Raw genomic sequence first — 19,729 nt, forward strand, 5'->3', positions numbered from 1 at the left:
AGGTACTGAAAAATGAATTATTCAATTATTGTTTATATCCTGGGATGGATCATGAACGTGGAAGCAGTCTGCATGTTGGTTCCCAGTATCACAGCCCTTATCTACCGTGAAAAAGCCGGAATCGCCTTTGTGATCACAATTCTGGCATGCCTGGCGATCGGTGTTCCACTGGTCAGCCGCAAACCGTCCAAGAAAGCGTTTTACGCCCGTGAAGGCCTTGTGACTACTGCTTTAAGCTGGATCGTCCTCAGTATTGTCGGTGCTGTGCCGTTTGTGCTCAGCGGAGCTATCCCGAATCCCATTGATGCTTTTTTTGAGATTGTTTCCGGTTTCACTACAACCGGTTCCAGTATTCTCTCCGATCCATCACAGATGCCTTACAGCATCAATATCTGGAGATGTTTTTCCCACTGGATCGGTGGTATGGGTGTTCTGGTATTTATCCTGACACTGCTTCCGCTTGCAGGTGGCTATCATATGAACCTTATGAAGGCAGAAAGCCCCGGTCCTTCCGTAGGAAAGCTTCTTCCAAAAGTCCAGTCAACTGCCAAGATCCTGTACAAGATCTACATTGCACTCACTGTTGCACTGATCATCCTCCTGCTTCTTGGGGGGATGCCTCTTTACGACAGTCTCTGTGCAGCATTTGGAACTGCCGGAACCGGTGGGTTCGGAATCAAATCCGACAGTATGGGAAGTTACAGCTTATATATTCAGATCGTCATCACTATCTTTATGATCCTGTTTGGCGTTAACTTCAATGTCTATTTTCTTCTTCTCACCAGGAAGTTTTCTCAGGCATTGAAATCTGAAGAGGTCCGCTGCTACTTCTTTGTGATCATCGCTTCTGCCCTGATGATCACACTCAATGTCCGACATCTGTTTGACAATGTGTGGGAAGCACTTCAACAGGCATTTTTCCAGGTTGGTTCTATTATCACCACCACCGGTTATGCCACTACGGATTTTAACCAGTGGCCTGCGGTATCCAGAACGATTCTGGTACTGCTTACCTTCTGTGGTGCCTGTGCTGGCAGTACAGGCGGCGGAATCAAGATTTCCCGTCTTCTGCTTCTTGCAAAATCTGTTCGCAAGGAACTGCATCTTTATCTGCATCCCAATGCAGTAAAAAAGATCAAAATGGACGGAAAAGCGGTGTCTCACGAAGTTATGCGTGCCACCAATATTTATATGATCGTTTATCTGATGATCGTGGCTGCCTCTATCTTTATCATCAGTTTTGATGAATTTGATCTTGTAACAAATTTCACAGCCGTAGTCACCACTTTAAACAATGTGGGTCCCGGTCTTTCCCTGATCGGTCCTACAGGAAACTTCGGGATCTTTTCTCCGCTGTCCAAGCTGGTCCTTTCTTTCGATATGCTGGCCGGCCGACTGGAGTTGTTCCCGATTCTAATTCTTTTCCTCCGGGAAACCTGGAAAAAATTCTGACAAAAACAAAAAGCCGGAGAAACGGACTTCTTTTTTATCCGTTTCTCCGGTTTTTATTCCCTGTCATACAGGCATAACCGTTATATTTTAAGCATATTTTGTCATGTTTGCGTCATAAATCGCATTTTTTCACATTTATTTCAAATGTTAGACACACTTTCTTCACATTTTTCCTGTATATTATTAGCCATAGAAAGTGATGAGCTTTCTATAATATTTTTCTTTTTCATACGCGCCGGTACGAGAGTACCGGCCTCCTTCCATTTATGGGGTATTTTTTTCCACCCCTTCGTAATCGAATTCCGGAATGAAGCTTTCTGAAGCAGTTTCCCCTTCCTGTATAAATCCATTCTGAATTCCCATCTCTACAGCAGCATCCAGAACTTTTTCATATTCCCGTTTTGTTACTTTTCTGTTTAATTCCTTAAATTCTCCAAATTCCCTCACCGGTGTATACTGATTCATAATACTGATGTAAATCTCTTCCCCGTAGGTTTCATGAAGATAGCGCAGAACTTTCCTGGAATTTCTCGTATGTCCTGGCAGGATCAGATGGCGGACAATGGTTCCTTTCCTGATATATCCATCTTCTCCAAACTGACAGCTTCCACTCTGACGTACCATCTCTTTAATCGCAGCTTTTGCCCTTTCCACATAGTCCGGTGCATGAGAAAATTTCTGTGCCAGATCCGGTTCCATATATTTGAAATCCGGAAGATAAATATCCACATATCCTTCCAGCAGTTTCAATGTTTCCAGTTTTTCATAACCACTGGAATTATACACTACAGGAAGATCCATTCCCTGCATTCTTGCAAGATTCAGTGCCTTTATAATCTGCGGTACATAATGTGCACCTGTCACCAGATTGATATTGGCAGCACCTTTTTCTTTCAGTTCCAGAAAAATTTCTCCAAGCCTTTCCACACTTACTGCCAATCCTCTGCTTCCAATAGCAATATCATGATTCTGGCAGAAACAACAACGCAGCCCGCATCCGGAAAAGAACACCGCTCCGGAACCTTTTGTTCCGGAAATGCAGGGTTCCTCCCACATATGCAGTGCTGCTCTTGCCAGATAAATGGTCCCATCCATCCCGCAGAAACCTTTTTTCCCGGAACTACGGTCCACATGGCATTCTCTCGGACAGAGTGTACAGGCGGACATCATTTTTCCGGCTACGCTATCTATGCTTTTTTCGTTCTCCACGTTACTTTCTCCTGATCTTTTTCTGTTATTAAGACATTTCCATTTACATAGTTTAGCACATCCACCCAGTTATCAACAAGCCCTTCTCGGTTTACACGATACAGTTAATATAGTACAATGAATTTCATGGAATCTTAAGAATTTACCCCTTTCGTCTTAATTTCCGGCTGCTATTCTAATTAACATCAGGGAGGTACAAAAAAGTGGATAACATACTTGTCTGCGATGACGACAAAGCAATCGTAGAAGCAATCGAAATCTATCTTACACAGGAAGGCTATCACATCCTGAAAGCCTACGACGGACAGGAGGCTCTGGATATTCTTACCAGGGAACCAGTAGATCTGCTGATCATGGATATCATGATGCCCCATCTTGACGGGATTCGGGCAACCGTCAAAATCCGGGAAAATAATCCGCTTCCGATCATCATCCTGTCTGCAAAATCCGAGGACACAGATAAAATTCTCGGACTTAATATCGGTGCCGATGATTACATCACCAAACCTTTTAATCCTCTGGAACTGATTGCCAGAGTGAAATCACAGCTGCGCCGCTATACACAACTTGGTTCCGTCGCACCAGCGGCATCGGAGCATATCTATACCACCGGTGGCCTTACAGTAAATGACGACAAAAAAGAAGTTCTGGTAGATGGGGAACCGGTACGAATGACACCCATCGAATATAACATTCTCCTTCTTCTCATGAAAAATCAGGGACACGTTTTCTCCACCACACAGATCTATGAAAGTATCTGGAATGAAGATGCCCTGGCAGCAGACAACACCGTGGCTGTACATATCCGCCACATCCGTGAAAAGATCGAAATCAATCCCAGAGAACCACGCTATCTGAAAGTTGTCTGGGGCCTGGGTTACAAAATTGAAAAGCTTAGCCGGTAATCCATCCGGCACTTGAAGTCTTCGTACTTCAGAAAGGGGTATTATGCGTACAAACAAACATAAAGGAACAAATCGGTCTCTTATGAGGATTCCCGCTCTTGTCCTTGGCCTTATCCTGCCGCTGGTCATGGCATTTTCAGCGGCACTGGTGATCCAGGCAGGGATCCAGATGGATTCCGTCAATGATCTCAGAACAAAGGATTATTTCCAGACTTCTGCCTTTTCCAATGATTTCTACACCAAAATTTCTACTATCCTGAACGGAATCTCGGCCAGAGAAATTCTGGATCAAGCAGATGAAAACACGTACATTGATCTTGGAGAACTTTACAACGGAGATTCTCTTTCCTTCAAAAACACCTCCGGTCTTGCCTACTCCTTTAACGATCTTAAAGAATGGGGCCTGCAGAGCATAAATTCCGATGATGACTGGATCGTCTTGGGCCTCACCACCCCGGAAGGCAAAACCGAATATATGTATTATTCCGATTTTTCCAAAGCTCTGGAAGATGGCACCCTGCAGCTGAATGCATTGCAAGGCGCTCTGAAATCCGAAGGAATTTCCCAGAATGACTGGACAGATCGGGTTCTTTCTTCTTTAAAAGCAGAATATGCAGCCAGCGGCATCCGGGAAATGGAACCTCTTGAAAATATTACCGACAAAAATGGAAATATCGTTTACACAGATGTGGCAGATATGCTTACTCCGGTCTTCAAAATTCCCTGTGCACCGGAAGGCTATGACAGCCTCCTGGACTATATGAATTCCACCTCATCCCAAACCAGGAATTTCAAGGGAACCCTGACCGATGCTTTTGAACAGCTGGATAATGCCCGTGAGCTTTTTTCCAACTGGACAGCTGCTACCCAGGCACTGAATGAATACAACAGCGGCAGCTCCAATATCCGCTACGCCTATACAGATAACAGCACAAACAATATCTTCACAAACACAGATGCAGGCTACACTTCCGATCTGACTCACATTTCCGGCTTTTCGAACAAAAAGCCTTATGTGCTCCTGGATGTTAATGACACTGCAAAAACCGAGAAAGATGCCCAGAGTGGTCTTACCAATCTAAATCTTTCCTCTGAGCCGAGTTCTTCCATTGAAAGCTGGATCAATCTTCTTCGAAACTCCACATACGATGAAAACTGCAGTTTTCTGGCCTGGATTGATGACACCAGCCTTCCTGTAGCGGATTCCGTAAAAACTGCCAGACAGTATTTCCAGACTTACCGTACTTTATTTATCCCGGCTGCAATAGTCGCTGTGGTCAGTTTTCTGCTCTTTCTCATGGATTTTATCTGGCTTACAATCCATACAGGAAAAAGGAATTCTGATGAGGGCAGTACTGGCAATATACAGCCAGAGCTGAACTTTTTTGACCGGATTGATACTGAAATAGCGGCAGGGCTTGTATGTATCCCGACACTTGGTATATTGAGTACAGGGCTGAATCTGCAATATGCTACCAATAATCATATCGCTTCCATGATCATCATCGGGATCATGATTTTCCTGATCTCCTGCATGTTCTGGATTGGTTATTTAAGCCTGGTCCGCAGGATCAAAGCGCACACTCTGTGGAAAAACAGCTTCCTTCGCAGATGCCTGAAATTCCTCCGTCTGTGCCTGCACAAAGTCGGGAAACTGATCAAGTTTTTCTCCAGAAACACCATCAGCAGAATTCGCATGGTAATAGTACTTGGCGTATTTCTGTTCCTTGAGTTTTTCTTCAGTGCCCTGATTTCTGCATCCGGTGGCTGGTTTTTGATGTTTTTACTGCTTTTTCTTCTGGATCTGGGCGCCCTTTTCTTTGTCTATAAAATTGCTCTTGGACGGGAACTTCTCCTTGATGGCCTGAAACGGATCACAGACGGGGAACTCACTTACAAGATCCCGGAAGAAAAGCTTCGTGGGGATCAGAAAGAGATGGCGCAGTACATCAACCGAATTGGCGACGGTCTTGATGCTGCTGTAGAAAAAAGCCTGAAAGACGAACGTTTGAAAACGGAACTCATCACCAACGTTTCCCATGATCTGAAAACTCCGCTGACTTCCATCATCAACTATGTAGATCTTCTGAAAAGAAAAAATTTCACGGACCAGGAAGTTCTGAAATATCTGGACATTCTGGATTCCAAATCCCACCGTCTGAAAAGCCTGACAGAAGATGTTGTGGAAGCGTCCAAAGCAAGTACCGGAAACCTGTCTCTGGAAATGTCAGACCTGAACTTTGTGGAAATGCTTTATCAGGTAATGGGAGAATTTGAAGAACGCCTGGAAGACCGGCATCTAACACTGATGACACATTTTCCGGATACTCCTGCCATGATTTTTGCGGATGGCAGACGAATGTGGCGTGTCCTTGAAAATCTTTTCGGAAATGTTCTGAAATACGCCATGGAAAATACAAGAGTCTATGCAGAAGTCCTTCTGAAAAACAATCAGATCATCTTTACTTTGAAAAATATTTCCGCACAGCCTTTAAACATTCCTGTGGAAGAACTGACCGAACGTTTTATCCGTGGTGATGTTGCCCGGAACACTGAGGGCAGCGGTCTTGGATTATCCATTGCGCAGAGCCTGACACAGCTTCAGGGTGGAACTTTTAACCTCTATCTGGATGGCGATCTTTTTAAAGTATGCTTAAGTTTTCCCCAGAAGATATCTCCCACAGCTTTATCCGGACCGGATGAATCACACTCCTGAACATTTATAAAAGAAACAGCAGCTTGGATCCTGATGATGCATCAGGCCGAAGCTGCTGTTTTCTCTTATTTCTATTATTTATTTTTTATACCCTGATCGTAATCTCACGGTCTGTCCGGTTATATTTATAATACCGTACTCCGGCTGCATCCAGCATTTTTTTGGATGCAATCACGGAAGGGGTATCTGCATATTTATCGCAGTCATATACTACCGTTTTGATTCCTGCCTGAATAATTGCCTTGGCACATTCGTTACATGGAAAAAGTGACACATAAAGCTTGGCTCCTTCCAAACTTCCGCCTCTGTAATTCAGAATGGCATTCAGCTCACTGTGCGTCACATAAAGATATTTGGTATCCAGAGGTTCCCCTTCTCTTCCCCACGGAAACACATCGTCGGAACAGCCTTTTGGAAATCCATTATATCCCATTGACAGGATCTTGTTATCTTCACTTACAATACAGGCACCTACCTGTGAATGCGGGTCCTTGGAACGCATACCGGAAAGCATGGCCACTCCCATAAAATACTCATCCCAGGAAAGATAATCCTTACGTTTCTGTCCTTTTTTATCCATAAGCTTAATCCTCGATCATGTTGATCCTTCTGATATGACGCTCATCACCGGAAAACGGTGTATCCAGGAATATGTCCACAATCTTCAGAGCAAGTCCCGGACCTACTACACGACCTCCCATAGCCAGAATATTGGCATCGTTATGAAGTCTTGTCGCTTCTGCAGTAAAGCAGTCCGTACAAAGTGCGGCACGGATTCCTTTGAATTTATTTGCTGTGATGGAAATTCCGATTCCTGTACCACAGATCAGAATACCTTTCTCACACTCACCGTTTACAATAGCCTCGGCAACTTTTTTTCCGTAAACCGGATAATCTACAGATTCAGGACCATTGCATCCGTAATCTTTATACTCCAGATCTCTCTCTTCCAGATGTTTTTTGACCTCCTGCATCAGCTCATATCCGCCGTGGTCACATCCCAGTGCTATCATTTTTCTTCCTCCTCAACGTTGATAATTTTATGACCAGCCGCTTTCAGTAAGCGGTTCATGATCGCCTGTCCCATTCTTGGTGTAAAAAATGCCTCTGAATAAATGGCGCTTACATTACAGCTGTCAAATTCACGAAGTACTTCATAAAGATGATGTGCAATGGTTTCTTCCTGCTCTCTGCTTCCAATACTCTTTATAATACCATGTGAATATCTGCTTTTTGTTTCGTCTGTTGCAATAATTCCCACTGTCTGTCCATTCTCCTGTGCAGCCAGTGCTCTCTTTTCAATTTCTGCAATAACCCGTTCCGTTGGGCCTTCCACAATTGCAAGATCCGCTTTCGGGGCATAGTGACGATATTTCATTCCCGGTGCCTTCGGATGTACCTTGCTGTCCGGTTTGATCAGTCCCTTATCCATCCGCACCTCACCCAGCGTTTCCTGAAGCATTTCCAGGGAAATATATCCTGGCCGTAGTACGACCGGTACCTCTTCCGTAAAATCCACAATGGTAGATTCCAGTCCGATATTCACCTGTCCGCCATCAATAATCATATCAATGGCATCTCCCAGATCTTCCGCTACATGTCCTGCTGTGGTAGGGCTCGGTCTTCCGGAAGTATTGGCACTTGGCGCTGCAACATATCCCCCGGCCGCAAGAATCAACTCCTGTGCAATCCGGTCACTTGGAAAACGTACTGCCACGCTGTCCAACCCGCCGGTTGTTTCCTTTGGTACAATATCTGCCTTCGGAAGAATCATGGTCAACGGTCCCGGCCAGTATTTTTCTGCCAGAATCCTTGCTTTCTCCGGAACCTCCGTGACAATCTTATCCAGATCACGGATATCTGCAATATGTATGATCAACGGATTATCTGATGGCCTTCCCTTGGCCGCATATATTTTCATAGATGCTTTTGGGTCCAGTGCATTTCCTCCGAGACCATATACCGTCTCTGTAGGAAATGCTACAAGGCCTCCGTTTTTCAGGATTTCCCCGCCTCTGGCAATTGCATCCATATCGATATGTTCCGCTGTCATAACTGCTATTTCTGCTTTCATTTTACGCTCCATTACTGTCTGATATAAATTCCCTGCTCTTCAATAAAATCTTCCAGATCCTGCAGTGCATCCTGCGCCCAGGTTTCCGACTTCTGAAAAGCTTCCGGGAAAAACATTTCTTTTACAATTTTTTTACCGGTTTCTGTCTTAAATATCTTTTCCGCACTTGTTTTTATATGTTCTCTGTCAAGTCCGTCCTCAAAATAGTTTACAAGAAAATCTGCTTCCACAAGAATCTGGTAATCCATTCCATCAATATTCCTGTAGGTGTGATGATGCCCTACCAGATATTCTACTCTTCGGATTACCTTTTCCTGAAAGCCAAGTCTCCCCAGCATTTCCCTTGCAGCTGCCGGACCTTCTGCTTCCTGCGTCTTTCCATCCGAACGGCCATATTTTTCCATTCCGATCTTAATTCCAATATCATGGACAAGCGCCGCAGCTTCCAATGTATACATTGTGCTTTCATCCAGCCCCTCTCCCTGGCCAATCAGCCTGGAAAAACTGTGTACCTTCACAAAATGCTGAATATGTTTGGGATCACCCTGGTAATAGCGGATCATTTCCATATAAAGCCTGTCAATTCTGTTCATAAATCTTCCTCCTCCCGCTATAATGCCGCAGAAGCAACATTCTTCCTCATAAATTTACCTGTAATATGTCTATTATAGCGTTATCACAGAAAAATTGTCAATCTTTTGCAGGCTTTCCTGCGAATCATCCGAAGATTTCTGTTTATCCCTTTACTGTCCACTTACTTTTACAATATAGGTTCCTGATGTCACATCCACATAGGCAATACTTCCAAGGCTCTGAAGCAGGCTGTCATTGAGATCGGTACCATACTTTTCTTTTTCCTGTCCACCTACAAAAATATAGGAAATGTCATATTTCTTTACAAGAGATTTCACGGTTTCCACATCGCCGGATGTATAAATAGTCTGAATATCTGCACTTTTCTGATTAAGATCCGGCACGTCGTTTCTCCACAGCCACTCGTGAACATACCAGCCAAGTACCGTAGGAAGGCCTGTCGACGCAGAGACTCTTTCATATCCGCTGTAACTGTCACCATTGGCTTCCAGCACAACCGGAGATCCCTCAATATTCTGTTTCAGCCAGCGAATTGCTGCCGCATCCTGCGGAAAATCGGTTTCCAGAAATGTAGTTGCATTCAGTCCCTGATATTTTGACGGATTCCATACTTCCCCAAACCAGGAATGTACTGCATTTCCAAAGTATCCCACTGTCCAGATCAGCACAAAAAGCCCTATGCCTGAAAGGACTTTGACGATCTTCTGTCTTGAAACTACCAGCATTCTGTAGATTCCATAGCCCATAGTCATTCCAAACAAAATATATGCCTGATACGTAAGTTTGAACATGGTGTTCGCTCTGGCATTTCCGTTTTCATAGATATCTCTTACATACACAAGTTCCGGAATGATAATCAGTCCGATGGCACAAAGCCCCATAATTACCGCAAAAAGATCCGGAACTGTAACCGCTTCCAGAAGTCTGTACAGGCTTTTATGCTTCATGCCTCTCAGTTTTTCCACAAGAATGGAAACAATCAGCAGAACAGTCAGTACTACCGGAAGGCCCCAGAGAATCAGAAGCTGATACCAGAGAGAGTGATGCTGTGCCAGTGCAACTCCCTGTACCATCGTTTCAAATTTCAGAGTAAACGGCAGAATAACCAGATAGGAAATCACAATAATCTCTGCAGCCTGCAAAACAGTCACAGAAAGAATTCTGGTGATTTTTCCGCCAAAACGGATAATATTCGCAATCAGGACAACACCGCCGGTTACCACAAAATAAATTACAAAATCCCAATAGTTTGTCCACTGGAACATTCCAAGAAGCACTGCAGCCAGAAGAATATGCGGCATCAAAAGCTGTCTGAGCCAGAAATCTCTCAGGTCCTGTTTTTCCGGTTCCGGTCCTCTGTTTCGAACTTTTTTAAACCACGCATAAAGAAGCCCCACCAGAAATGTCACAAACATCACATTCACCACATGGGCGTGAAGATCTCCCAGAACAAAAGAATAGCTCGGGAACTCATGAATGGTTTTGTCGCTTTCATTCAGCGGATTATAGCCTATATAACGGGTGGCATCCGGAAACCAGTAACTGGCACTTTCTTCCACTCCCTGTATTTTATGGAGCAGTGGCAGAACACAGCGATAGACAATATAATGTACATTTCCCGCAATGGAAACGGAAATGCCTGCAGTCACTCCCGCAAGAGACGGCAGATATTTTTTCTTTCCGCTCATACGCCCGTAGAGCCTGTCCTTGGTCATCTGGCGTACCAGAGAAAATGGATACACAAACGCAAAAGCAGCCACAAACGTACGCATCAGATTATAGGTTACTTCCACTCTGCTGCCTGTAAGCTTCGTAAGAAAGACTGCAAAATACTGACCACCGTAATAATAATTAATGGTTCCCTGAGAGTACCAGAGATCCCTTGCCGGCAGTGTTTTGCTCCGCATCATGGCTTCCATAAATCCGTAATCCATAAATTTCTCTGTTCCATATGCCTGAGGACGAAATCCTGCCAGATATGTCCAGAGAAGAAAAATACCGAAAAACAGAAGCTCCTCTCTGAAAATCAGGTGCATTTTCCCCGTTGGAATACATTCAATTCCATGTTTCTGCTGTACATGAAACAAAATAACACAGATTACCCCACAAAATACGGACACTCCCGCACAGGATGCAAAAGTAAATGGAAGAATTTCCACCGCCACAAGAAACCAGGTAAGAAATCCTGTTATGGCAATTGCCAAAACTTTCGAAAAAAGCCATCCTTTATCTTCAAATCCATCAAAAAGTCTTCCGGTCAGCGGCATTGCAATCATTCCCATAAAAAGGGCCAGAAGCCACCAGGTCCAGAAAGTCCATACATCTCCGCCAAGAAGATAGGCAGAAAGAGCGATCAGAACCACCGCCGCAACTGACTCCGGAAGTATTTCCCTGATTTTTACTTTCATCTTTCTGTTCCTCCTGTATCAGATTCTGTGACGCAGGCGCATGAAATCATGAAATGCCTGTTTGCCTATTGGTATAATTCGCTTCATATTAATAGAATTTTTTCCAGCCTGACGTGGACGGAAGGTGATCGGGATGTATTCCACATGCAGATGATGTTTCTCATAGATCACTGTCATCAGTACATTGGACAGGAAAAATCCGTCCGGAATCCGTTTCAGTACTTTTTTAAGCTGCTTTCCGTTCATCAGCCGGTAAGGAGTATTCGCATCTTTTACCCACGTTTTAAATATGAGAAACAGCACAAGGCGGAGAACTCTTGTCACAAAAAGTCTTGAAATTCCATCTTCTCTTTTTTTCCGGTATCCGATAAGAAGACCACATTCTTTTCGTTTTTCCCAGAACTGCCAGAATTCCTCCGGAAGCGTCTGTCCGTCAGTATCTGTCTGAAAAACATAATCTGCTCCGGCGTCAACCGCATAATGATACCCTCTAAGAATAGTTCCTCCATGACCTTCATTGGGCTTGTCAATTCCGATAAGACGGTCATATTTCTCCTGATATTTCCGGATCTTCTCATATGTTCCGTCCTTACTTCCATCATTTAGGATCACCAGACGGCTGTCTCCTCCAATTTTTTCCACAACCGGATACCACTGTTCAATCACAGCTCCGATATTTTTTTCTTCATTATATGCAGGCATAATAATGTACAAACTGTCATGTTTCATAAACTCTTATTCTCCCATCCTCCGACTTATAAACCAACGGATACGTCTTCTTTATAATATCTTCACGACATTCCTGCTGCTCAAATTCCATATCTTCCTCAAACAGAATGTACGTGATTTTTTCCTTTTTCACTGTTGTTTTCAAAACCTGCGGATCGTCTGTTGTGTAAATCATTACCGCCTGCCCGGCTCTGTAATTTGTATCGTATCCTGCTGACCAGGCATAATAAGGCCATCCACAGTAAAGCATCGCACCTGACATGGTAACTTCATTCATGGTATATTCCGGTGTCAGAAGAAGATCGTTTTTCTTGAGGTTTGAAGAAAGCCAGTCTGTAAGGCTGCTTTCCATATCTACGGTCATGCGATGTGCGGAATCATTATCCAGCAAAATTACCACAAAATCATAAACACCCGTTCCTATCAGGCAGATACATAAGATTACACAGGCCACTTTACAGCTCCACTTCTTCCATTTCGTTTTCCCTGACAGAAAAATATTCCTTACTACCCATCCCCAGAACACCGTAACAAACGCATAAGATATCATCACATATTTATGGTTCACATTGATATCCGGAGTCAGTGATATCAGAAAAGCAAACAGCATCGGAAGAAGAAAACCTCCAAGAATTACCCTTTCACTTCTCTTCAGAAAGACAGCAACAACAACCAATCCGATAAAGAAAAATCCACTGATCTGAGCCAGATACCAGAGTACACCGGTTACCGTGGCATGATCTGCCAGAAATCCCCAGTAAAGAGAAGGGCTCATAACACTTCCGGATACAAAAATCTTTGACTGAAGTTCCGAGAAAAAAACAGCCAGCGCCGCACAAATAGCATAATCCAGCTTTCCATCGGAAAATACCGCAAAACCGGCTAGAATTAAAAGTCCTCCAATGAGTGCAGCCCCATTCCAGAAAGCAGTAAGCCCCAAAAACAAGCCCATCAGAATTGCTGTATCCACATTTCTGCAAATCCATGCTTCTCTGGTAAAAAAGCAATTTCGAATCCACAGAATTCCTTTCTCTTTACGGCCACTTCCTGCTTCTACCCAGTCCATAAAAATCCATATGGCCACAGCCACTATCAGAAGACCAAAAGCAAGATGCCTCTGATTCAGATATACATTAAAATTCCAGAGTCCCCAGTTTTCATTGGTTGTATATCCAATAAATACCGTATTTTCTGTCAGCGCCTGTATAAGATTTCCAGTTCTGATATTCTCCCACAAATATCTCCAGAACGCAGTTCCGCTCCGAAAAAAAAAGAACAGCAGAGAAAATGCACCTGCCCAGAAACTGAAAAACATCCGGTAACTGATTGCATAAAGCACCATAAGAAATCCTACCAGCGACAGAATACTTACCAGATTGTATCCCAGATCCAGCCGAAGTCCCAGATATTCCAGATTTCCTACCAGAAACTGAAACATAAAATGGTACTTCACATCCTGTCCTCCGTAATGAGGATACTGTGTAGGAAAATTATTTCCTCTTGAAAAAGAGCGCATCATTGCAGTATGAGGTGCATAATCACCATATACAGAAAAACCGGAATACAGCACTCCGTCTTTCATATGAAAGACATAAAACATAATCCAGGTTACAAAAAACGCCAGTATCACAAACAGACATATTTCTTTTTTCAGGATCCATCTTCTGGTAACCATATTTCCTGCTGAAAATACTGTTTTTCCGTTCTTACGTTTCCGGTGAAAATTCATCAGAAAAATCAGTGCCGTTACCAGCATCACCAATAAATTCCCATAAAAAAGAGGATGTTCTGTTCCCACACATACACTGAATATCCAGGAAACAATATATACTGCCCATGTCAGCATCAGCGTACCTGTTCCAAAAGCAGCCGGAAGGATCACCCATATCCGATTTCCTTTTTCAGTTGTCTGGTGCGGAAACAGACATCCCACCATTTCCATTCCTGTTAATATACATAATATAAGATAGATAATTCCAAACATAGGATTCTCCTCAATTCACGTAAAGTATATCAGAATCGCCTTCTTATGAAAAGACTATTCACATTTTTTTCAATTTTTTTCAGGCACCTCCTGCTTCTCTAAATATGTACCAATTCCATCTGCAACTGCATTTGCAACTTTTTCCTGATATTCTTCACTTTGCAGAAGTGCCGCTTCATCCGGATTGGTAAGGAAACCACATTCTACAATATTAATTACCCCGCTGCTTCTTTTAAGCAGATAATACGTCCGGTTTCCCTTGGCAGCTCTTGGCCGTGCAACAGAAAGCTGATCATTCATCTGCTCCTGAATGGAAAGTGCAAGTTCCTTCCCCTTTTTTGAATCTTCATAATAAAATACCTGCGGACCTTTTACCTGTGGATCGCTGTAACTGTTCTGATGAATGCTTACCGAAAGTACCGGAGAATATTTCTGAATCATTGCAATGCGATTTTGCAGATCCTGTGCCTTCATATTCTTTGTATTCTCTTCATAAAGGCCCCTGTCTTCTTCTCTTGTCATCACTACTGCAAATCCTTTTTTCTCCAGAATCGCTTTTAATTTCATGGAGATTACCAGATTAATGCCCTTTTCTTTCAGATCATTGACACCAACCATCCCGGAGTCCACACCTCCGTGCCCGGCATCAATCAGAATCACCTGGCTGTTTTTTATATTTCCGGATACATCCGCAAGTTTTCCTGCTGTTTCTGCTGCCTCCCTGGACAAAATATAAAAACAGACCAGCATGAGCACTGCCATACCAAGCTCTACATAATGCTTTTTCAACGCAAAGCACCCCCGGCATATTTATTTTAATATATGTTGCCGGGGATGTTTTTATCATTGTGTCGTATAATATTTTTTTCTGTTTATGACAGGTTTTCTGTTATTACACTCCAGATTCCACTGTTTTCAAATCCGAGTTTCCATTCTGCCACACCAGCAAGTTCATATTTGCTGATCAGTTTTACTTTTTCTGCAACAGACTGTGCATCTTCCAGCCAGATCTGGTATGTAGCCCCATCACCTTCGTAGGTTCCATAATTCTGACTTGTAGTCTTGTCCCAGTAAGTCTCTGCTCCATTCTCGCTGATTACCTGCTGTGCCTGATCCATTCCGATCGCCTCACTGGTAAGAGCACCACCATCTGTCGTTTTCCAGAGCCTTGTATAGAATGGAATAGCAAGGATGGTTCTCTTGGCCGGAACTTCTGCAAGGGTATCTTTAACTCCCTGCTCCACCCATGGAAGTGATGCCACGGAACCGGCATCCGAACCAACATAGTGTTCGTCATATCCCATAATAATCACATAGTCCACAACTTTACCCTGTTCGGTTCTGTCATAATGACTTGTGAAATCCTCAGGTACCGGATTGTCCACAGAAAGTACCAGATTGTTCTCATGACACTGAATGGAAAGTTCTCTCAGAAACTGAAGGAAATGAATTCCCACATCTTCACTTAAGGACTCAAAATCAATATTAATACCATCCAGGCCGGATTTCAGTGCATATGTGACCAGATGATTCTCAAGATTCTGTCTGGAACTGGTTTTGGAAAGTACCGTCGTTGTACTCATATTTTCACTGAAGTTATCTACCAATCCCCAGACTTTCAGGCCTTTTTCATGCGCCTGCATAACGTATTCTCCGGACGCAAGGCTTGATACATTTCCGTCATTATCAGAGACAGAAAACCAGGTCGGTGAAATCACATTCACTCCCGTCATATTCTGCACGGCACCTGCAAAATAGCTGTTGGCGTCTGTACTGGTAACCTGATGCCATACCATATTTACCGGTTCATCCATGGTAAGATAAGAATATGCTTCCGCCTTAAAATCTCTCTCATAATTTGTGGTATCCGCACTGCTTACCTTTTTTTTCTGAATATAGCCGATATAACCGTCATCAGTCGCTACCTGATCCCAGTCCTCTCCTTCATCCAGAAGCCTAAGGACCGTATCTTTAGGGATTTTTGTAAGAATTTCCGACTTAATCCCTCCGCGATACCGGATTACTGTATCTTTCTTTACAGTTACTGTCTGTATATTGCTAAATTTATACTGTATCGCCACCCTTGCAGGGTCTTCATATATATAGGAATCAATATCTGTATACTTTTTTACATAATCCAGTTTCAGATAAACTGTGTCATCTTTCAGCCATACATTTCCGTCTGCCTGCTCTGATGCCGCTTCCTCCGTAAGACTAGTTGGTGTTGCATACAGAATCTTCTTATTTTCGCTGTCCCAGTAATATCTCTGATTCAGATACCCACTTACTACATCCAGTGGAAGATATACATCGTTTCCCGAAAACAAAGCTTTCTGCTCCAGTTTCTGTGTTCCAAGTATCAATGCAGCTTCTCCATCTGCATTATGACCATAATATTCCGTCAGATCCATCTGTTTGCTGGTTGGAATCAGCTTGTTAATTCCGTATACAGCCCCTCCGATAAGAGAGACCAGAACAATCAGCAGACATACCACAAAAACCGGCATATGTTTTTTTATCATTATTTTTTTCCTTTCGGTATAGAATGTCACAATTTTTTTTATTATAACATATTTCCTCTGGATTTCGTTACAAAAATCGACATTTAATATTTTTTTACACTTTATTTATAATTTCGGTTCCCCACATGGTATGTATGAGTTCAGGGGAACTTTTTCTTTCCGGGGAACCGCTTTCTCTTTCGTGTCGATCCTTAACATTTTCGGATAAAATCAAAGCTTACACAGGCGATATGCCCTTCTTCATCTTCTGTATAATCCCGCATATAGACTCCATCTTCCGCAATCTGACAGGCTTTTGCGATTTTTTTCGGAGTGCTTGGTTCTCCGTTCAGATAAAGAGAAACACCTTTTTCCCGGTAAATCTCAAGTTCTTTACGGAGTGCCTTTGCAGGATTCTTTTTTACCCGTGATATATTTTCCGTATCCCGACCTCCTTTCCTGGTTTGATTTTCAGAAAACACCAGCAATGGTTCATGAAAAGCTGCACAGATCCCGTTGTAATATATAAAAAATTAAAAGGGGGAAATTTCTTATTCTGTGTTATGGCAGAATCGCCGATGAGTTTTACACAGAAATTTATCTTCAGAAAAAGTATGACTTTAAGTTATCTTTGTTCTCTTACTGCTTTTACAGATCTTGCAGCTTTTCTGTTTTTATTATACCTTTTTTCTTTTCAGATGCAAGCCTTTTGTTCAATTATAAAATTTTTTTTATTTTTATCCCGGAATTTTCTTTTTTCCCATTGATATGCATCTTTACATCTTGTGTATAGCTGTTATATAATACAGTATGTAAAAGATTAAATTTATTGACCATAGGATGTGATTATATGAAAATAGAAAAGATCAACGACAATCAGATCCGCTGCACACTGACGAAGGAAGATCTGGACAGCCATCAGATCCGTATCAGTGAACTTGCTTACGGTACCGAGAAAGCCAAACGGCTCTTCCGTGACATGATGCAGCAGGCTCAGATACAGTTTGGTTTTGAAGCTGATAACATTCCGCTGATGATCGAAGCGATCCCCGTAAGCGCAGAAAGCGTCATCCTCATCATCACCAAGGTGGAAGATCCGGAAGAACTGGATACCCGTTTTTCCAAATTTGCTCCTTTTAAAGGAAATAAACCAGCAGATACTGTTGAGATCGATGGAGCCGATAATATCATTGATATTTTCCAGAAGCTCTGCGAATCCAAACTCAAAAATCTCCCGCAGAAACCGGAAGAAAAGAAATCCGAACCAGCAGCACAGAATCCGGAAAACCCGGACGCTTCACAGGCTTCCGAGAATTCTATACGGCTGATCCGTCTGTATTCCTTCCCAGGACTTGACGATGTCATCGCCGCTTCTCATGGAATGAACGGTTTCTTTACCGGAAACAATACTCTTTACCGTGAAGGGGAAGACGGAGGATATCAGCTGGTTCTTCACCAGTCTGACTGCACACCGGAAGAATTCAACAAAGTATGCAACATTCTTTCTGAGTATGGAGTTGGCCGTGCATTTACTCCTGCCGGGGAAGCCTACCTTCGGGAACATGGCACCCTGATTGCGGAGAATGCACTTCAGAAACTTCTCGAACTTTAAATAAAAAAATAAACCGCTGTCAGAAATACGATCATCCTTGCTTTGATTGATCCATATTTCCAACAGCGGTCTTTTTTTTCAGTAAAACAGCAGATGCTGCTTACTCACCAAGAAAATCATTGATCTGTGCTACGAGAACGTCAGCGTCCAGTCCATGAACCATAGCTGCCTCTTCCAGAGACTCCATCTGAGAAGACGGGCATCCAAGGCAATGCATTCCTGCTCTCATCAGGATTGGTGCAATATTCGGATCTACTGTGAGAAGTTCTCCGATCAGCATGCTCTTTGTAACCTTTGCCATGATTGTATTCTCCTTTACTGATTTATCGAAATGTTTCTGATGTTTCCATTCCGTTCTGTTATTATAATACGAAACCTGGCCGGAATCAACGCTTTCCTCATCCCTTTCCTTATCGTATTACATTGGTTTCCTTATTTTTATTTTGTATATAAATTTGTACTTGTATTCTTTAAACAGATATATTAGAATGGGAATAGAATCCCTGGTAGGGGATACATACAATACACCATTTTAAAGGAGGATATCAATTATGGCATATGTAATTTCTGACGAGTGCGTTAGCTGTGGAACATGCGAGGGTGAGTGCCCGAACGAGGCTATTTCTCAGGGAGATGAGCATTACATGATCGATGCAGACGCTTGCGTTGACTGTGGAACATGCGCTGAGGCCTGTCCAGTTGGTGCTATCTCTGCTGAGTAATGCACCATTAGCTTAACAAGCTACCGTAATGAATGAGGCTGCCGGTTTACCGGCAGCCTTTTCTGTTTCTTTTATTCTTTTTTCCCTCACAGGAAGCTGCCGCTTCTCTTCTTGCCTGCTGCTTCTTTCGGATAGCTTCATCCAGTGAACGGCACCGGTATTCTCCTTCTTTTTTCCTCTGCATTTCCTCATGGATCAGACGTTCCAGAATTTCCTGAAATTCCAGGATCTTTTTATTATCCTCGCCGTTCTCTTTTACTTTTGCCGTTTCCGTCTCCTGTTTCTCCTCAAACATTTCTTCGGCCTCTTCCGGAGCTCTTATCGGAATATCTTCAATCTCAACTGCTTCTCCGTCCAGAATTTCGGTACCGGCTTCCGCAAGATCTGATGTATGCGTATTTCTCGCTTCCTGAGGAATCAGTGTGCGGATTGCTTTCAGCTGAAGGCCTCTATTTTTCAACTCGTTTATTTTAAGAAAAAGCTGGATATCAAACGGTGTATAATAGCGGTGTCCCAGTTCATTGCGCCCGATCCGAAGATCCAGTTCTTCCTCCCAGTACCGCAGAACATAAGATTTCACGCCTGTCATTGTTACAGCCTGTCTCACCGTGTATCTTTTCTCCATCGTGAACGCCCCCTTGTATAGAGATTCACTGTTGCTGTCTACAGTATAACCCATGGGGTCTGGAAATGGCAAGAAGAATCGGTTGACATAATTTTACCGGATGTGACTTATCAGCAGAGATTTACTGACATACGGAACCCCGCCGTGCTACACATCTCGCGTCCAAAGGCCGCTCGATGTGGGGCTTCGCCCTATAGC

General features: G+C 43.2%; 18 protein-coding genes. 5 read left to right on the forward strand and 13 right to left on the reverse strand.

All coding sequences use genetic code 11. The features are described 5' to 3' along the window. The first annotated feature begins 12 nt into the window (after positions 1-12). Positions 13-1,452: a TrkH family potassium uptake protein gene (locus tag GPK88_RS16185; protein WP_118608323.1), complete on the forward strand. Its 1,440-nt coding sequence runs from the start codon at positions 13-15 to the stop codon at positions 1,450-1,452. Between the two features lie 264 nt (positions 1,453-1,716). On the opposite strand, the gene GPK88_RS16190 is transcribed toward GPK88_RS16185, so the two are convergent. Beyond that, the gene (locus GPK88_RS16190; RefSeq protein ID WP_524536004.1) at positions 1,717-2,622 is read right to left on the reverse strand and encodes a radical SAM protein; all 906 of its coding nucleotides are present in this window, start codon (positions 2,620-2,622) and stop codon (positions 1,717-1,719) included. 242 nt (positions 2,623-2,864) lie between these two features. Here GPK88_RS16190 and GPK88_RS16195 point away from each other — a divergent pair, with 242 nt between their 5' ends. Together GPK88_RS16195 and GPK88_RS16200 are read left to right on the forward strand one after the other, a co-directional pair. After that, positions 2,865-3,566 carry a response regulator transcription factor gene (locus GPK88_RS16195; protein ID WP_173771765.1) on the forward strand — a complete coding sequence of 234 codons (702 nt, stop codon included), beginning with the start codon at positions 2,865-2,867 and terminating at the stop codon, positions 3,564-3,566. 43 nt (positions 3,567-3,609) lie between these two features. After that, the gene (locus GPK88_RS16200; protein ID WP_173771762.1) at positions 3,610-6,282 is read left to right on the forward strand and encodes a sensor histidine kinase; all 2,673 of its coding nucleotides are present in this window, start codon (positions 3,610-3,612) and stop codon (positions 6,280-6,282) included. A gap of 85 nt (positions 6,283-6,367) precedes the next feature. Here GPK88_RS16200 and GPK88_RS16205 read toward each other — a convergent pair whose 3' ends face one another. The 10 genes from GPK88_RS16205 to GPK88_RS16250 all read right to left on the reverse strand — a co-directional run bounded on the left by GPK88_RS16205 (position 6,368) and on the right by GPK88_RS16250 (position 17,054). Then, positions 6,368-6,862, reverse strand: a complete 495-nt coding sequence (locus GPK88_RS16205) for a deoxycytidylate deaminase (protein ID WP_173771760.1) — start codon at positions 6,860-6,862, stop codon at positions 6,368-6,370. 4 nt (positions 6,863-6,866) lie between these two features. Then, complete coding sequence (gene rpiB / locus GPK88_RS16210; protein ID WP_173771758.1) at positions 6,867-7,295, reverse strand: ribose 5-phosphate isomerase B; 429 nt, start codon at positions 7,293-7,295, stop codon at positions 6,867-6,869. Next, on the reverse strand, positions 7,292-8,356 hold the full coding sequence (locus tag GPK88_RS16215) for an L-threonylcarbamoyladenylate synthase (protein ID WP_173771756.1): 1,065 nt from the start codon (positions 8,354-8,356) through the stop codon (positions 7,292-7,294). Before GPK88_RS16215 ends, rpiB begins: the two co-directional genes overlap by 4 nt. 11 nt (positions 8,357-8,367) lie before the next feature. Beyond that, positions 8,368-8,949 (reverse strand): HD domain-containing protein, encoded by a 582-nt coding sequence (locus tag GPK88_RS16220; RefSeq protein WP_173771754.1) that lies wholly within the window; start codon positions 8,947-8,949, stop codon positions 8,368-8,370. A 150-nt stretch (positions 8,950-9,099) separates the two neighbouring features. Continuing rightward, positions 9,100-11,358: a Chlor_Arch_YYY domain putative glycosylation protein gene (locus tag GPK88_RS16225; RefSeq protein ID WP_173771752.1), complete on the reverse strand. Its 2,259-nt coding sequence runs from the start codon at positions 11,356-11,358 to the stop codon at positions 9,100-9,102. A gap of 18 nt (positions 11,359-11,376) precedes the next feature. Continuing rightward, positions 11,377-12,087 carry a glycosyltransferase family 2 protein gene (locus GPK88_RS16230; RefSeq protein ID WP_173771750.1) on the reverse strand — a complete coding sequence of 237 codons (711 nt, stop codon included), beginning with the start codon at positions 12,085-12,087 and terminating at the stop codon, positions 11,377-11,379. After that, positions 12,077-14,071: a hypothetical protein gene (locus GPK88_RS16235; protein ID WP_173762520.1), complete on the reverse strand. Its 1,995-nt coding sequence runs from the start codon at positions 14,069-14,071 to the stop codon at positions 12,077-12,079. The genes GPK88_RS16230 and GPK88_RS16235 overlap by 11 nt, the downstream gene beginning before the upstream one ends. A gap of 69 nt (positions 14,072-14,140) precedes the next feature. Beyond that, complete coding sequence (locus GPK88_RS16240) at positions 14,141-14,860, reverse strand: N-acetylmuramoyl-L-alanine amidase (RefSeq protein ID WP_244094461.1); 720 nt, start codon at positions 14,858-14,860, stop codon at positions 14,141-14,143. A gap of 83 nt (positions 14,861-14,943) precedes the next feature. Continuing rightward, positions 14,944-16,593 (reverse strand): glycosyl hydrolase family 18 protein, encoded by a 1,650-nt coding sequence (locus GPK88_RS16245; RefSeq protein ID WP_173762521.1) that lies wholly within the window; start codon positions 16,591-16,593, stop codon positions 14,944-14,946. Positions 16,594-16,784: 191 nt separating this feature from the next. After that, positions 16,785-17,054 (reverse strand): hypothetical protein, encoded by a 270-nt coding sequence (locus GPK88_RS16250; RefSeq protein ID WP_180215135.1) that lies wholly within the window; start codon positions 17,052-17,054, stop codon positions 16,785-16,787. A 368-nt stretch (positions 17,055-17,422) separates the two neighbouring features. Here GPK88_RS16250 and GPK88_RS16255 point away from each other — a divergent pair, with 368 nt between their 5' ends. Then, the gene (locus tag GPK88_RS16255; RefSeq protein WP_148444816.1) at positions 17,423-18,184 is read left to right on the forward strand and encodes an adaptor protein MecA; all 762 of its coding nucleotides are present in this window, start codon (positions 17,423-17,425) and stop codon (positions 18,182-18,184) included. Between the two features lie 100 nt (positions 18,185-18,284). Here GPK88_RS16255 and GPK88_RS16260 read toward each other — a convergent pair whose 3' ends face one another. After that, a complete protein-coding gene (locus tag GPK88_RS16260) occupies positions 18,285-18,485 on the reverse strand; it encodes a DUF1858 domain-containing protein (RefSeq protein ID WP_015527179.1) in 201 nt (66 codons plus the stop codon). 250 nt (positions 18,486-18,735) lie between these two features. On the opposite strand from GPK88_RS16260, the gene fdxA reads away from it, so the two are divergent. Further along, the gene (gene fdxA, locus GPK88_RS16265) at positions 18,736-18,906 is read left to right on the forward strand and encodes a 4Fe-4S ferredoxin (protein WP_148444817.1); all 171 of its coding nucleotides are present in this window, start codon (positions 18,736-18,738) and stop codon (positions 18,904-18,906) included. A 46-nt stretch (positions 18,907-18,952) separates the two neighbouring features. Here fdxA and GPK88_RS16270 read toward each other — a convergent pair whose 3' ends face one another. Then, positions 18,953-19,531 (reverse strand): MerR family transcriptional regulator, encoded by a 579-nt coding sequence (locus tag GPK88_RS16270; RefSeq protein ID WP_148444818.1) that lies wholly within the window; start codon positions 19,529-19,531, stop codon positions 18,953-18,955. Between the last annotated feature and the right edge of the window lie 198 nt (positions 19,532-19,729).

It is taken from the genome of Blautia sp. MCC269 (assembly GCF_018785655.1).
GTDB lineage: Bacteria > Bacillota > Clostridia > Lachnospirales > Lachnospiraceae > Blautia_A.